The organism is Flavobacterium sp. Flavsp81 (genome assembly GCF_059491325.1).
This window is the reverse complement of the sequence record NZ_CP168505.1, coordinates 1,835,766-1,852,308: the sequence shown is the minus strand read 5'-3', so window position 1 is coordinate 1,852,308 and position 16,543 is coordinate 1,835,766. Positions and strand designations below refer to the sequence as shown.

At 35.8% G+C, this 16,543-nt stretch carries 12 protein-coding genes; 8 read left to right on the top strand and 4 right to left on the bottom strand.

Going from position 1 to position 16,543, the window contains the following annotated elements:
* The first annotated feature begins 35 nt into the window (after window positions 1-35).
* The 3 genes from ACEN92_RS07425 to ACEN92_RS07415 all read left to right on the top strand — a co-directional run bounded on the left by ACEN92_RS07425 (window position 36) and on the right by ACEN92_RS07415 (window position 5,633).
* A complete protein-coding gene (locus ACEN92_RS07425) occupies window positions 36-2,042 on the top strand; it encodes a redoxin domain-containing protein (protein WP_495641739.1) in 2,007 nt (668 codons plus the stop codon).
* Window positions 2,042-3,457 (top strand): alpha/beta hydrolase family protein, encoded by a 1,416-nt coding sequence (locus ACEN92_RS07420; protein WP_495641738.1) that lies wholly within the window; start codon window positions 2,042-2,044, stop codon window positions 3,455-3,457. The genes ACEN92_RS07425 and ACEN92_RS07420 overlap by 1 nt, the downstream gene beginning before the upstream one ends.
* Window positions 3,458-3,560: 103 nt before the next feature.
* Window positions 3,561-5,633 carry a protein-disulfide reductase DsbD family protein gene (locus tag ACEN92_RS07415; protein ID WP_495641737.1) on the top strand — a complete coding sequence of 691 codons (2,073 nt, stop codon included), beginning with the start codon at window positions 3,561-3,563 and terminating at the stop codon, window positions 5,631-5,633.
* Between the two features lie 442 nt (window positions 5,634-6,075).
* Here ACEN92_RS07415 and ACEN92_RS07410 read toward each other — a convergent pair whose 3' ends face one another.
* Window positions 6,076-7,530, bottom strand: a complete 1,455-nt coding sequence (locus ACEN92_RS07410) for an FAD-dependent oxidoreductase (RefSeq protein WP_495641736.1) — start codon at window positions 7,528-7,530, stop codon at window positions 6,076-6,078.
* Window positions 7,531-7,917: 387 nt separating this feature from the next.
* Here ACEN92_RS07410 and ACEN92_RS07405 point away from each other — a divergent pair, with 387 nt between their 5' ends.
* The 3 genes from ACEN92_RS07405 (at window position 7,918) to ACEN92_RS07395 (ending at window position 11,014) form a co-directional block, all read left to right on the top strand.
* Window positions 7,918-8,901: a helix-turn-helix domain-containing protein gene (locus ACEN92_RS07405; protein WP_495641735.1), complete on the top strand. Its 984-nt coding sequence runs from the start codon at window positions 7,918-7,920 to the stop codon at window positions 8,899-8,901.
* 117 nt (window positions 8,902-9,018) lie between these two features.
* On the top strand, window positions 9,019-10,086 hold the full coding sequence (locus ACEN92_RS07400; RefSeq protein ID WP_495641734.1) for an alkene reductase: 1,068 nt from the start codon (window positions 9,019-9,021) through the stop codon (window positions 10,084-10,086).
* Between the two features lie 4 nt (window positions 10,087-10,090).
* Complete coding sequence (locus ACEN92_RS07395) at window positions 10,091-11,014, top strand: NADP-dependent oxidoreductase (protein WP_495641733.1); 924 nt, start codon at window positions 10,091-10,093, stop codon at window positions 11,012-11,014.
* Between the two features lie 673 nt (window positions 11,015-11,687).
* Here the strand turns inward: ACEN92_RS07395 and ACEN92_RS07390 are convergent.
* The 3 genes from ACEN92_RS07390 to ACEN92_RS07380 form a co-directional block, all read right to left on the bottom strand.
* The gene (locus tag ACEN92_RS07390) at window positions 11,688-12,584 is read right to left on the bottom strand and encodes a helix-turn-helix domain-containing protein (RefSeq protein ID WP_495641732.1); all 897 of its coding nucleotides are present in this window, start codon (window positions 12,582-12,584) and stop codon (window positions 11,688-11,690) included.
* A gap of 60 nt (window positions 12,585-12,644) precedes the next feature.
* Window positions 12,645-12,938 (bottom strand): putative quinol monooxygenase, encoded by a 294-nt coding sequence (locus ACEN92_RS07385; RefSeq protein ID WP_495641731.1) that lies wholly within the window; start codon window positions 12,936-12,938, stop codon window positions 12,645-12,647.
* A 123-nt stretch (window positions 12,939-13,061) separates the two neighbouring features.
* Window positions 13,062-13,862 (bottom strand): SDR family NAD(P)-dependent oxidoreductase, encoded by an 801-nt coding sequence (locus ACEN92_RS07380; protein ID WP_495641730.1) that lies wholly within the window; start codon window positions 13,860-13,862, stop codon window positions 13,062-13,064.
* A 480-nt stretch (window positions 13,863-14,342) separates the two neighbouring features.
* On the opposite strand from ACEN92_RS07380, the gene ACEN92_RS07375 reads away from it, so the two are divergent.
* A complete protein-coding gene (locus ACEN92_RS07375; RefSeq protein WP_495641729.1) occupies window positions 14,343-15,164 on the top strand; it encodes a phospholipase A in 822 nt (273 codons plus the stop codon).
* Between the two features lie 131 nt (window positions 15,165-15,295).
* Complete coding sequence (locus tag ACEN92_RS07370) at window positions 15,296-16,396, top strand: pectate lyase family protein (protein ID WP_495641728.1); 1,101 nt, start codon at window positions 15,296-15,298, stop codon at window positions 16,394-16,396.
* The last annotated feature ends 147 nt before the right edge of the window (window positions 16,397-16,543 follow it).

Below are 16,543 nucleotides of genomic sequence, written 5' to 3'. Positions count from 1 at the left end.
ATTTTTTTGAGTGCACTAAATTCAAAAAAAAGAAAATGAAAAAATTAAAATTGGTACTATTTTTTCTAAGTATCACAACATGTTTATTAGCTCAGGATGCAGCACCGATGCTGAAAATTGTTCTGTCTCCTGAACATCCAAATCCGGGAGATGAGATTACCATAACCTATAATGCCGCCAACGGCCCATTAGCAAATGCCATGTATGTAAATGGGGTTGTATATACTTATGATAATTTTAAATGGATTACAAACGATATTACTTTAAAAGCCGCAGGAGATAAAAAATGGGAAGCCAAAATGAAACTTTCAGATCATGCTTCGTTTATTAATTGTGTTTTCAAATCTGATACAATAGTTGACAGAGGGGAAAGGATGCCTCACGCTTACATGTTTGCACAAGTTCCCGGAGCCTATACAGGCTGGGGAATTTTGAGAAGCAAAGCGTTTCAAAATGAAGTTCCAAATGTAGTACACGACAGTGCATACATTGCAGATCAGGTTGGATTGATGTGGATCAACTATGAATTGCAATACCATCCCGAAAGTCGCAAAAAAGTTTTTTATTACGGATTAAAGTTAAAACAGCTTTCAACTGCAAGCGATCAGTCTGTCGCCATCAGGAAAGAATTACATGGCTTATTAGCCGAAAAGAATCTGGATAATACAGCACAATATGATATTCAAAAAACATTGTATTTATTAGATAATTCAACAAATAAAGTATTTACAGATTCTGTTCAAAATGTTTTGGAAACGAAATATCCTTTTGGGGTTTTAGCCAGAGACAAAGAAATTCAGGAAATATTTAAGGAACCTGATTTTTCTAAAAAAGTAAAATTATATGCTGAATTCAGCAAGAACTTTCCGCAAAGCAAATTTGAAGATGTTTACACTGATGTAGAAAGTTTGTATTATGATAAAATGATTAAATCAATCGTTTATGGCTATATCGTAAATTATAAAGATTACAATTATGCTCTTAACAGTGTAAAATCAGTTTCTTTTACAAACTTATTGGACTACCACTGGCATTTAGTATCTATTCCTTTTGACAGAGATCATGAAGGAACCGAAAAAGCTTCTATAGAAACTTTAAAAAAGCACGCAGATATTTTTATGGGAGAAATGGAAAACAGACTAAGCTATGTTCCAAAAATGTTTGCTGGAAAATTATCACTAAAAGAATGGCAGGAGCAGGCTTTACAAATGATGGCCAGAGAATATTTTACTTATGCTAAATTAGCTGAAAGTACAAAAAACTACGATACAGAAGAAAAATATCTGGCAAAAATTAAACCTTTATATGGCTATAATGATGCTGTATATAATGAGGTATATACCAGAATGCTGTTACGAAAAGGACAAACAGCCGATGCTAAAAATTATATGGCACTTGCGGTAAAACAAAATCAGGTAACACCACAGATGTTGGCTTCTTTAAAAGAAATTTACATAAAAGAAGGCGGTGCGGCTGCAGGATTTGAGGCTTACTTAGAATCTTTAAAATCTTTAAGCAATATTGAAGAACATAAGAAGAAAGTAATTTCAGAATTGATAAACCTTCCAATTGCAGGTTTTGATTTAGAAAGCAGCAAAGGCGGCAGAGTAAAACTGGCTGATCAAAAAGGAAAAATTGTAGTTCTTGATTTCTGGGCAATGTGGTGCGGACCATGTAAAAATGCCATGCCGGGAATGCAGATGGCAGTTGAAAAATACAAAAAAAATGCGAATGTAAAATTCTATTTTGTAGATACTCAGGAATACATCAAGGATTATAAAGAACAGACTCAGGCATTTGTCAAAGAAAAAGGATTTGATTTTAATGTACTGTATGATGGGAAAAATCCCAAAACAGGGAAATTAGATCTAGTATATGAGCAGTATTCGAAAGCATTTAAATTTTCTGGGATTCCAGAGAAAATGATTATTGATGCTGATGGAAAATTACGCTGGATGTCAAACGGTTATTTTGGAAGTCCAAGCGAATTGGTAGATGAAATTTCAATTATTGTTGAGTACTTAAAGTCAGAAAAAAAATAATGAAAAGATTATTTAATTTAAAGAAAACAAATCTTCTTTTAAGATCGTTAATTTTCTTGATGATGACCAGCCAGTATAGTTTTGCACAAACTATCTGGCAGGGCCAGCATCATTCGTACCGTATTATTTTATCGGGAAATATGGACAGCTGCCAGACAGATTCGCTGAGTGTCAGTATGCCCGAATTAGAAATCAATAAAAAAGTAGTTACTGAAGTAAAAGGAGACAGCCTGTCTTTTAAAAATGAGATGTATGGCTTTTCTTTTAAAGGGAAATATAACCCGGAGAAAACGGCTATTTCAGGAATTTTTAATTATTACTCCATTCCAAATACAGCAGTTGTTTTAAAGAAGGAAAAAGAAATACAGCCTTTGTTTTTTGCTCAGCATCCTAAAAAGCCATATCCGTATCAGGTTATTGATATGACTTTTCTGGGAAAAAGCACCAAACTAACCTATGGAGCAACCTTAACAATTCCACAGGATAAAAAGAAGTATCCTCTGGCGATTTTAATTTCCGGAACTGGACAGCATGACCGCAACTACACCTATATGGGCAGGGAATTTTTTACAGTCCTGGCTGATGAACTTGCTCGAAAAGGAATTGCTTCTCTGCGTGTTGATGACAGAGGAACAGGTAAGACGTCGGGCGATTTTAAAAATGCAACAACAGGAGATTTTGCAGATGATGTTGATGCGCAGATTGCATACTTAAAAAGTGATAAAAATATTGATGCTTCTCATATTGGATTAATCGGCCACAGCGAAGGCGGGATGATCGCTTCAATTGTGAGTGCAAGAAATAAAAATGTAAAATTTATGGTAAGTTTATCAGGTGTTGCAGTAAGCGGGCTCGAAATGCTAAACCTGCAAAACAAGTCTATTCTCAAGAATTTTGGTTTTTCGGACAAAGTGGTGAATAAACAAATGGAAATGTATAACATCATGTTTAAAGCCGTTTACGATACAAAACCAACAGATTCTGTAACACCGGTACTGCAATTAAAACTGGATCAATGGATCAAAACACAGGATTCGACTACTCTGAAAGAGATTCATATGTGGGGCGGACGCGAGAAAGATTTTATATACCGTTACGGTAAAGATGCAGAACGAAGATGGTACCGTTACACGATTCATTACAATCCAAAGGATTATCTGCCAAAAATTGAAATTCCGGTTTTGGCTGTAAATGGAGACAAAGATATTCAGGTTCCGGCACAGGAAAATCTGGAAAGTTTTAAAAAATACCTCAAAAGCACCGATGTCACAACCAAAATCTATCCGGATCTCAATCATATGTATCAGCATTGCATAACCTGCAAGCAGAGTGAAAGTAAAGAAATCGATGAGGTTTTTGCCCCCGAAGTTTTGCAAGATATCTCTAAGTGGATTCTGTCGAGGTATAAAAAATAATGATCTGAAAAACCTATCCCACATCCATTGTCAGGGTTTGAAATTTGACAATGGATACGGCGGATTGAAAGCTGCACAAGGCAATTTTAAACATTCCAATAACATGAAAAAAATATTTCTTTTTATCGCAATTTTCTTTGCGGTAAGTAACCTTACTGCCCAAATTTACGATCCAGTTTCGTTTACTTCTTCCGTAAAAGAAATAGGAGAGAACAAATATACCCTGATCATAACGGCCAGGATCGATAAAGGCTGGCATATTTACTCTCAGAATGTACCAAAAGGAGGACCGGCACCAACGAGTTTTACTTTTCCTAAATCGAAAAATTTTAGAACTCTAGGGGCTGTTGCAGAACCAGAGGGACATGAAGTAGATGATCCGGTTTTTCAGATGAGGATTAAATACTTTGCAGACAAAGCAGTTTTCACACAAAATATAGAACGAAAATCAGCAGATGCTTTTACCATTAATGCCAGCATATTTTTTATGGTCTGCAATGATAACAGCTGTCTGCCTCCAACAGATAAAGAAGTAAAATTTACATTCAAAAAATCAGATCTGCCGGTTCAAAAAGAGGAAAATCAGGATGTAAGCACCACTCAAAAAAATACCGATTCACCTGTAAAAGACGAATCTACAGTTAAACAGGATACCACAAACAACACAACAGATTCTGTTTCTACTACCAGCACAGAGATTCCTAAAAATGTAAATAGTGTGGCTGAAAAAGCTTCAAAAGGAAAAACAGCACCTGAAGAAAGTTTATGGACATTATTTTTCTTGAGCTTTTTAGGAGGTCTTGCGGCTTTGTTTACGCCCTGCGTATTTCCAATGATTCCAATGACAGTAAGTTTCTTTACCAAACAAAGTAAAAACAAAGCTGCAGGAATTAAAAATGCAGTGATGTATGGTATTTTTATTATCGTGATTTACGTGATTTTAGGAAGTCTGGTTACAGCCATTTTTGGTGCAGATGCACTGAATGCTTTAGCTACAAATGTCGTTTTTAATATAATTTTCTTCCTGCTGTTATTGGTTTTTGCATTATCATTTTTAGGAGCTTTCGAAATTGTACTGCCAAGTTCATGGCTGACCAAAATCGACCAGAAATCAGAAATTGGCGGCGCTCTTGGCATCTTCTTTATGGCATTAGCCTTAGCTGTAGTTTCATTTTCATGTACGGGACCTATTGTAGGAACCTTACTCGTTCAGGCAGCAAGTCAGGCGGGAATTGCGCCAATTGTTGGAATGCTTGGGTTTTCATTAGCAATTGCATTGCCATTTGCCTTATTTGCAGCATTTCCAGGCTGGATGAACTCACTTCCTAAATCGGGAGGCTGGCTGAACTCGGTAAAAGTAGTTTTAGGCTTTTTAGAATTAGCTTTAGCCTTTAAATTTTTAAGCAATGCCGATTTAGTTTTACAACTGCATTTATTAGAAAGAGAAGTATTTCTTGCGATATGGATTGCCATTTTTTCTGTACTGGCTCTTTATTTATTTGGGAAGATCCAATTATCGCACGATACGCCCGTAACACATATTTCTGTTGGGAGATTAAGTTTAGGAATTATCGTCTTGTCATTTGTGGTGTATATGGTTCCTGGACTCTGGGGAGCGCCTTTACAATACATCAGCGGTTTTCCGCCGGCAAAACAATACAGCGAATCACCAAATGGTTTTGGAAATACAGTTGTGCAGAGCACAGAAAAACAAGCATTACCGGAAGGTGCGGAAAGTGGTCCAAACGGAATTCAAACTTTTCACGATTATGAGCAGGGTTTAGCTTACGCCAAAAAAGTAAACAAACCCGTAATGATTGACTTTACAGGATATGCCTGTGTAAACTGCCGTAAAATGGAAGAACGCGTATGGCCGGATCCTAAGGTTTTGAATGTTTTAAATAATGATGTGGTTATGATTTCCTTATATGTAGACGACAAAAGACCACTTGCAACTGAAGAACAGGTTGTTTCCAAAATTACCGGTAAAGTCTTGAAATACACAGGACAGAAATGGAGTGAACTGCAGATTTTAAAATATAAAACAAATGCGCAGCCTTATTATGTTTTAATGGATCATAAAGAAAATGATCTAAATAAACCTTCTGCTTATAATCCGGATATCAATAGCTATTATCAGTGGCTGCAGGAAGGGATTAGGAATTTCAAAAAATAATCTGATCGCAAAAGAAAAAATATCAAATATCATGTACTCCATAATGCTTTTCCAAAAGACCGTGCCAGTTTTTATTTTGCCCAAAATGTTGGAGCCATTCTGAAAACATTAAACAAAATAACCGTATCAGATATAAAGGCTTTTGCAGAACAGTTTTTTGCACAGCATAAAACTGTAGAAGTGGTTATGAAATCGAAATCTTAAACCGTTTAGCGGTCATATTATACTTATTGGTTTTTCATTCATTATCATTTTAGAAGTATTTGAATTAGTAAGCTTGTACACTATTTGAAAAACCTGAAAGAGCTGTTTTTACCGGCAGCTCTTTTTAATTTGTATTAAAAAAATTTGAAGTTGGTCTTTCGTCTAAATTCAATAAGGATTTAGTTTTCTATTTTAATCTGTTTTAAAGATATTTTTTGTTTGTGCCTTACCAACATTATTAAGCATCTTTTTTCTTAAACCATCTTCTCGGCGCATCACTTTCATGAAGCACAATTTCGGAATGTAAAAATTGTGCGGCTTCTGCTGAATCTTGTACTTTAGAAGCACTACGCTCTAACATTTCTGATTCAAATTCGGTTAGTACATTTTTTCTTATTCCTGCTTGTCTCCAGTTAGATAAAGGTTTACATCCTTTAAAAATGCCCCGTGCAAGTGTAAGGGCATCCAGCAACGCCTGATTTGCACCTTGTCCCTTAAATGGACTCATTGGGTGTGCAGCATCTCCGATCAGGGTCACTTGTCCTGACTTTTCCAACAATTCCGGCTTGAGCAATTCGCGGTCATATACAGGATAGCCGGAAATCTGAGCTTCCCGGGTTGCCAATAAAATCTGAGGAATAGGGTCGTGCCACTGGATTCTGCTACATGCTTCTTCCCTGAGTGCCTGAGGCCCTTTAGCACTTAATTCCTTAGCTTCTTTTTCAGACATTGGGAAGCTAAGTTGCCACATCACGGAATCTGATGCATAAGGCATAATATAGATTCGTTCGTTGCCATTGGCGGTTTGAAATACTGTGGCCGAGTCCAGTAAAGAACTATTAAGATTTTGGAGCATATTCAAAGGGCAAATACCCAATATCACAATACAGCCCAGATAACGTAAAGGGGTACTGTCTTCACCAAACAGCAGTCTTCGTACAGAACTACGAATACCATCGGCTCCAACCAAAAGATCTGCCTTGGTGTTCATTATCTTCCCATCGACTTGAAAGTTGAGATCAACACCTTCACCCTCACATTCCTTAAAATCTATTAATTGATGTCCCCACTGTACCGCATTATTTCCTCCGAGCTGCTCAAGTAAAGCCAATCGTAAAGATTGTCGTGCGATATGCACATTCGTACGTTTCGAAGACGTTTTCACATCAGACTGAAGCCACTTTCTGGTTCCCCATTCCCCGATTATTTTTCCTTCCGGAGTATGAACCAGATGTCTTGTTGAAATCACCCCTTCTTTTAAAGAGAAAATACCTAATCCCTGAATTGCTTTGCTGGCTTGTTGCAAAGTGAGTCCGTAGCCCTGAGATCGGGCATCGAAATCTTTATCGCGTTCGTAAAGTGTAAAAGGAATTCCGCGGTGCAAACAAGCAACAGCCAGAGCCATTCCGCCTATACCACCGCCAATGATTGCAACGTGTGGATAGTTTTCTTTATCTGCAATAAGAGGTTTGGCAGCAGGCAGCAACCCGGACCCGCAACAATTTAAGCATGAGTACAGATTTCCTTTGGGAGGAAGTGGAGCTATACCTTCGCCTTGCGTTTTTTCAAATTTATCCAATGCAATCTGATACTGAAGCCGTACTTTTTTACTTATCCTTCGACTTTTTTTACCGCGTCCCTGACATTCCTGACAAATAGTCCAGCTTACTGGTTCATTTTCCACTTTTTTCACTTCCACTTTTTTTGACTGATCTTAATTTAATTAAGGAAAAATCAGGAGATACAATTGATGCTGAACTTAATACCGTAAATGATTATGACTCCTAATACGTAAGCTTGTAAATTTTATATTTTTGAGTGTTTACGCTTACAGGTGTGCAAAGTTAAGATAAAAGATAAGTCCACCGAAGCTGGACGAAAGATTTTCATCTACGGCATGTAGCCTTATCGTAATAATATTAAAAATTAGAAATTTTAATATTTACAGAATATATTTTTTTAGTATTTCTCAGGGATATTATGAAAATAGAGATTAATACTTTAATACATTAGGGAAAGCAAGATTAGAATATAATTATTTAAGCTAATTTAGTAATGCCAATTAAATTGCTTGATTAATATGATTTTTGAATTTACAGCAGCCCCTGGTTTTGACTTTATAACACAGTTTGCACAGCAAATTAATGTTCCTGTGAGGGATAATGTTTTGGAAATTCCAAAGAGTATGGGGGAGGGCTATGTACGTAAAGTTGGGTTTGGAGATGATTTCAGATTAACCATCCATCGATATATTTTAAAAGAAGATTTAATTATTAAACGCAATCCGGCTTTAAAGTCTAATAATGTACGTACCATTTTCTTTTATAGCAATAAAGATGATTTGGAAGTTACCTATAAGAATGAGGAAAATATACCTTTCTCACAAAAAAATGATTCTTCCATTTTGTTGTCGACAAATGATTTGCGAACCGAAATTCGTTTTCCTGCCGGCAGTAATATTCAATATATAGTAGTGGGTATTACTGCTAATAGATTGCAATCAGTTCTGTCGATTGAAAATCCAAACGGTACCATAAAAACCATTACGGCAGAGAATGCATCCTTTCTCTTTTTTGAAAGTTTAGATCCGGAAATGCAATTGCTTCTTAAAAACATTGTATCTGTTGACATGAATAATTCTATGAGCAATTTTTATGTACAGATTAAAGTACAGGAATTAATGTACCTTCTTTTTAGTAAGCTGTCGCTGAGGGAAAACACAACCTTTAAGAGTATAAATAGCAATGATGCAGAGAAACTTTTGGTCATTCGCAACGAAATATTGACTGATCTCAGCACTCCGCCCGTTTTAAGTGAGCTGGCCAGTATAGCTTCGATGAGCGAAACAAAACTTAAGCAGCTCTTTAAGCAGACATTTGGAGATACAATCTATAATTATTACCAGAAGGCGAGGATGGAAGAAGCCGCTTTTTTATTGAAACAAGCCAAACATTCCGTTTCTGAGGTTGGCTATGAGTTGGGATTTTCAAACCTTAGTCATTTCAGCAGGTTATTTGAAAAGCAATACGGCATTACGCCTAAGAAGTTCTCCTATACTGCATAACCTAATTTGCTCAATTTTAAAATTGTAATTGTCGGATAGGACTATTCTTATGTCTTTTTCGGTTATTTTGCCCACTTATTAACTTCTAAATTTGTTCATATAATTAAATATGACAAAATGAAAAAGTTACTTACGCCTTTTGAGAAAGGCTCGCTAAAATTTAAAAATCATCTGGTAATGGCGCCGATGACCCGAAGCAGGGCTATCGAAAATCTTCCAAATGAACTAATGGCAAACTATTATGCACAACGCTCCGGTGCCGGATTGATTATTACAGAAGGTACCTCACCAAGTCCTGAGGGGCTGGGTTATCCGCGTATTCCCGGAATTTATTCTGAAGCACAGGTTGCGGGCTGGAAAAAAGTCACGGAAGCAGTGCACCAAAACGGATCAAAGATTTTCCTGCAGCTCATGCATACCGGACGCATCTCTAACGTTGCGAACCTGCCCGAAGGAATGCATCCCGTAGGTCCTTCAGATATTAAGGCGGCCGGTGAAATCTTTACCGATTCTCTTGGTATGCAGGAACACTCTGTTCCGAAAGCCCTTAGTCTAGATGAAATTACGCGTGTGATTGCCGATTTTGTACATGCTTCCAAAAATGCAATTCTTGCAGGTTTTGATGGGGTAGAGCTTCATGGTGCCAATGGGTATTTACTGGAACAATTCTTAAACCCAAATGTGAATAACAGAACGGATCAATATGGAGGAAATCTAATAAAAAGAAGCCGTCTTACGGTAGAAATTACTGAAGCAATTGCAGCAGCTATTGGACCTGATAAAGTCGGAATTCGCTTTTCTCCGTTTTCACAATTAAGCGATCAAGGGGCTTACGATACAGAAGAAGTGCATCAAACCTATGCCTATCTAAGCAGTGAATTGGATAAATTGGGAATCTCCTATATCCATCTTTCGACCAATCCTCAAATTCCTGAAAAGACATATAAGGCAATCCGTGCAGGGTTTAATAATACTATCATAATCTGTAATGGACTAACCCCTGAAACAGCGGAAGAAAAGCTGCTGAACAATTCTGCAGACCTTGCTGCCTTTGGTCGCGGATTCCTTGCCAATCCTGATTTTGTAAAGCGCATTGAAAAAAACGCCCCGCTCAATGATGTTGACTTCGGCACATTGTATTCTCCGGGAGAAGCAGGTTACACCGATTATCCACTTTATACTTAAAATCATGAAAGCAATTCAATACAAAGATTATGGAAGTTCAGCCGTGATTGAACTGACTGATGTTTCGATACCGTCGATCCAAAGTGAAAACGATGTTTTAATCCGGGTGAAGGCAGCAGGCGTGAATCCGATAGATATGAAAATACGAATGGGATTTATGAAAGAAATCCGTCCTGTAGAAATGCCTTTTATACCGGGAGGCGAAGCTTCAGGGATAATTGTTGCCGTTGGCGGTAATGTATCCAAATTTAAAGCGGGTGATGAGGTCATTGCCCTTACAAAGAAAAATGCCTATGCAGAATATGTGACTGCAAACGAAAATTTTGTTTTGCCTAAACCGCAAAATTTGTCTTTTGAAGAAGCAGCTTCAATAGTTGTCAATATAGGGACTGCACAATCAGTACTATTTACAGAAGGACAATTAGAAAGAGGCCAAAAAGTTTTAATTCAGGGTGGTGCCGGTGCAGTTGGCGGTGCTATGGTACAAATGGCAAAGGCTGCAGGTGCATACATTATTGTAACAGCATCGGGACATGGGGTGGCATTAGCAAAAAGCCTTGGTGCTGACGAAGTAATTGATTATAAATTACAGGACGTAGCCAATATTGTCAGAGATGTTGATTTGGTAGCAGATACAGCTGGTGGCGAAGTTCAGGAAAAGCTTTTCAAGGTTTTAAAGTCAGGCGGTAAACTATTGAGTATTGCTACACCACCATCACAGGAGCTGGCTGAGCAATATAATGTGAAAGCTTATTTTGTAGTTTCCGACATATCGCCTAAGACCTTACAAAACGGAATTGACCTGATAGCAGCCGGAAAATTTCAAACAATTGTTTCCAAAATATTTAAGCTTGAAGAAGCGGCGATAGCTCAGGATTTCTTAACAGCTGGTGGAGTAAATGGGAAGGTTGTTCTCCTTGTAGAATAAAGAAATAAAAATAATTTAAACATATAAAAATGCATACTAAGAAAGTTGTCGTTGCTGGTGCAACAGGATTCCTTGGGAGTTAGATTGTGAAGGAGTTCCTAGAGCAGGGGCAGAAGTTACTGCTATGGTCAGGGCTGGCAGCGATAGAAGTGAGCTCACCAAAATGGGAGTTAAAAATTTTGTAGTGGGAGATGAAGGGTCTGTCTTCTTTAAGGCAGGCTCTTTCTCCTGAACATAGCTTTGATGCCATAGTAGCCAGTGCAGTGGGATTATCATTATCAACAAGAGTTTTTGGTCTATATAATCAGAATTACTCTCTCCAAATTCTGGTGTATGCCCTTTCTTAACTTCTTGCTGATATTGATCTTCGCTTTGAATTGAGTACTATCAACAGGAGTATTTTGATCAATAAAATCGGATCTGTTTGACCATATTCATGGTTGTTTTGCTTTTTTCATAACACTATTTTTAGAATTATTATATTTTTGCGGAGTGAATTCTTCGGATTCTTTTGTTGAAGGTTTAACACTATTTAGCCTTCATAGCTATTTTTAAAGTTTGTATTTTACAAATTACCATAGAATCCATCCGACCCCTTACGGAAAAATAAATTATAGTCGCATAATTATAGTCTTTTTAAAGTTTATTTGACTTCCATGCCAATAATCAGAGATTAATTCAAGAATTGTTCCCGGTACTCTGTCGGAGTTAATCCTACTTCTTTTTTAAACAACCTGGAAAAATAAGGGGGATTTTCAAATCCTAATTCATAGGCAGTTTCAGAGACAGTATTGTCAGTACTTACCAGTAGATTTTTGGCTTCTGTAATTAATGAAATATGAATATGATCCAAAGCTGTTTTACCGGTTTCCTGTTTCAGTAAATCACTTAGATATCTTGAAGACAGCGATAGTTTTGATGCCATATATTTTACGGTTGGCAATCCTTCTTTTTGAAGTTTTCCACTTTCGAAATAAAATTTAAGAATTTCAGTAAATTTAGTAATTATTGTTCCTGATAATGAGGTTCTGTTTAGAAATTGTCGCTTGTAATAACGTTGTGAATATTTTAAAATTGAATCAATATGGGTCAGCATAATGTCTTTGCTGTAATCATCCTGATTGTTATAATATTCTAACTTTATTTTGTAGAATAAATCCCAAATAGTTTCCTCTTCTTTTGGGGATAAGTGTAAAGCTTCATTTACTTCATAGTCAAAAAAGCCATATTTTTTTATTTCTGAATGTAGATTGGTATTCATTAAAAAATCTTCATGGATATAAATCATAAAACCTTTTTCGGTTAATTCAATATCGCTCATTGTAATTTTCTGCCCGGGATTTATAAATGCCATCGAACCATTGTCATGATCGTATTTCGTCTTTCCGTATAAAATTGTCCCGGATTTTACTTTTTTTAAAGCTATTTTATAAAAGCCCATCGTAAATTCTGTTTCGGCAAATGTGCAGCCTTGCAGCTCTTCAAAAGTTACCAATCCAAGTAAAGGATTTTCAGGAGGTGGAAAACCGTTCGCGATGTATAGTTCACTTATTGTTTTGTAATTTTTCATATTTTATCATTTTACAAATTATAAATTTACGTCTTAAAGGTTATATTTTACTTAATGGGTTTAAATTTCTTCTAAATAAATTACCTCTGGTTCAGCAATAAGTTTCCCCTGTAGAAAAGCGAAAAAATTCTTTACGTAATATTGTTCAAGATGCCAGTCATAAGTTTCTTTTGAAGTATAAACTGCAAAGATTACGATGGTATCCGGTTCTTCAGCTTTTTTCATTAAAATAAAGGTTTCACAGCCTTCTTCGATTAAGATATGACTTCTTGTTTCACTTGCGAATGGTAACACATCATCAATAAAGTTTGGATGAATTTTTAGCGTTGCGTTAGTGATAATTTTATTTTTCATTTTTTCTTATTTGAAATAAGATTGGAATGCTTTTGATAGTCTGAAAACATTCCAACTTATAAATTAATTTTTTGATTGATCATTACAAAAACTTCTGTTGGAGTAGATAAAATAATTGTTTGATTATGCTGTTTTTACGCTTTTTAATATTGAATTTTCAAACATTTTTGGGGCAAAACTTTGAAGAAAGGCAATCATTCCGGACATTTTACCAACCGGATTGCTGAATTTTGGTTCTTTAGTTCCAATTAATTTAGTAATAATGTTTACTACGGCATCCGGTGACTGTGCTTCATCTAATCCTTTTTGTGTAACAGCATTCACTTGTTTTCTATAAATATTGTAATCCTGGATGTTTCCTGTTGAAGAAACTGCATTATGACCCAAATTTGTTTTAAACCAAACTGGTTCAACTACACTTACCTTAATGTTAAATTGATTTAATTCAAATCGTAAAGATTTAAAATAACCTTCGACCGCATGTTTTGATGCAGAATAGTAAGATAAATTAGGAGGCCCAATCAAACCCACGATAGAACTTACTGTTATGATTTGTCCAAATTTTTGTTTTCTGAATTGTGGCAGCAATGCATTAGTTACCTTAACCGTTCCCCAAAAATTAGTTTCAAACTGCTTTCTTGCAACATTGATTGGTGTTTCTTCAGCTAAACCAGTAATCATGAAACCGGCATTATTTACCAAAACATCTAATTGCTTAGTTTCTTTAAATACCTGTTCTGCAAATGAATTAATGGAGTTATCGTCATCTATATCCAAACGCAACAATTTGAATGCAAATTTACCTTTGTATTTCTCAGGTTCTCTGCTAGTACCGATTACATTAAAACCTTTTTTATGAAGGTCGTTTGCCAGCATCAGTCCAAACCCTGATGATGCTCCTGTGATTAAAATTGTTTTGCTCATTTTTTTATTTCTTATGTTATTAATAATGAGGCAAATTTAGAGCAGGAGTCATTGTTACTACTTATACAAAAGTCGGAAGACGTTATACATTTTTACAATTGTATTGGTGGAAGTTTGGTGTTAAAGTAAAAAACAGCTGAATTTATTAGATTAACAGATTGTATGAAAAATAGAGACCAATGTTTTAATGGATTCGATAAAAATATAAAATATAATTATTTGAGTTAATTTAGTTTTTTCTATAGCTTATCTATATGATTTTGAATTTACCCTTAATCCGGATTGAGGTAAAAGGTTTATATTCAATCATTAGCCTTTAAAATTCTCTGATTTTTAAGGGTTTTTTTGGTTCGAAATCAATCTAGTGTTTAGATTGATTTTTATTGAGTTAACTCTCCTGTTTATTGAGTTAATATGAATTCATTAAATAACATACATTCGCATAAATACTAAAAAAAATCCCTAATCTATACCATAAGAATGTACTTGAAATACCTATTGATTTGTATCATTTTATTTTCAATTAAAACAAATTCCCAAATTTTAGAACATAAAAAAGATTTCCGGGCAGCAGATTCACTGTTGAAAGAACCTAGTTTTTCTGTTCATAAAGACAATTATTTTTTAACAGGTATACCACTGAATACTGGAATCACCCGCAACTCTGCTGATGTAAAATATCAGGTAAGTTTTAAGCTTCGATTGAATTCAAAGCCTTTATGGGGTGGTTTTTTTCCTTATTTGATGTACACTCAAAAAGCTTTTTGGGATATGTATGCAAGCTCAAAACCATTTTCAGAAATTAATTTTAATCCTGGTGTGGCCATCGTCCGTCCATTTTATTTAAAAGGCGGAAGGCTGACGTATGGAACAATTTCATTAGAACACGAATCAAATGGCAGGGACTCCATTTATTCCAGAACATGGAATATGCTTGCCTTCTCATTAAAGTCACAGATTTCTCCACGTTGGACTATCGGACTGAGGGGATGGTTTCCTATTATTGATAAGGAAGATAATCCTGAACTTACCAAATATCTGGGCTATGGCGAAGCGAGTGCAACTTATCAGATAATGCCGGGACGATGGAGTGCAGATATTCTTTTCAGAAAGGGTAGCGGCCTTATCAATTACGGATCTTTACAGACACAGGTAAACTGGAAACCATATAACAATGAAAACTATTATCTCACACTTCAATGGTTTGTAGGTTACACAGAAAGTTTGATTGATTACCAGGAGCATAAAAGCATGCTGCGTTTGGGATTTGTAATCAAACCTGAAAATATGGGGATTTTTTAAATTAAATAGAAAAAAAGACGAATTTGATAGTGATAAGATAATTTTTTGAGAAAAAGATGAACTAGTTCATCTTTTCTGTAATAATTTATACACAATTTTGCGGTTTAAATTAAATCCCCAAATTAATTATTATGAAAATTAAATCTACATTCTCAGTGCTTCTGGTAGCATTGATGTTCGGTTTTGCAAGTTGCAATAACGAAGAAATTACGGATCAGAATGGTCAAAGTACAGTCTCAACAAGTCAGAACTTAACAGCAAAAGTTGGAAATTGTGCCCAGGTTCCCGGATGGGCATCACAAAATGGAGGAACAACGGGAGGAGGAGCTGCAGCGGAAAAGGCAGTAAACACTTATGCTTTATTAAAAGCAGCTATTGAAAATAAGGATGTAAAAGTTGTAAAAGTTTCAGGTACTATTACTATACCTTCCGGAGGAAGAATCTCTTTTCAGGATCAAACGGGAAAAACAATATATGGTACAAGCGGTGCAAAATTGGTTTCTAATGATCAAACCAAAGCGGGCTCAGGTATTATATATGTTAAAAGATGTAAAAACATCATCATTAGAAACCTGATTTTTGAAGGACCGGGAGCCTATGATACTGATGGCTGGGATAACGCAACTTTAGATGATTGTCAAAATGTATGGATTGACCATTGTGAATCAAGAGATGGTGTTGATGGAAATTTTGATGTTAAAAACAAATCAGATTATATTACTTTTTCTTATACCAAATTCAATTATTTGAAAGCGCCAAGAGCTGGAGGTTCAGGAGGTTCTGATGATCATAGATTTTCTAATTTAATTGGATCTGGTGACGATGCTACAGGCGATCGCGGAAAATTCAGAATTACATTTGCACGCTGCTGGTGGGCTAGTGGATGCAAAGCCAGAATGCCAAGAGTAAGATTTGGTCAGGTACATATCATTAATAGCTATTTTAACAGTACGGCCAGTGCCCAGTGTGTTATGGCAGGTAAAGAAGCCAGTATTCGTGTAGAAAAAAATGTATTTGAAAATGTTAAGACTCCAATTGATTTAATGACCGGTTTTACTGCTGTTACTGCTGTTGGAAATATTTTTACAAATACTTCAGGAAATATTGCCGGAAAAAATACTGCTTTTACACCTCCATATTCAATCGTAACTCTTGATGCATCAGCTGTTAAGGCAGATGTATCAGCAGGTGCAGGTGCTACATTTGCAGGAAATACCTGTGGCTCTTTTTAATTAAAAAATGAATTTATAATCCTGAACTTCCCCCAATACAGGATTTATACAAGGCCAATTCTTGTATAATTTAGATTTTTTTAATAATTGCACAATAGATTACTCACTTGTATATGATATGAGTGGGTAATTTTTTTTTTTTATAGC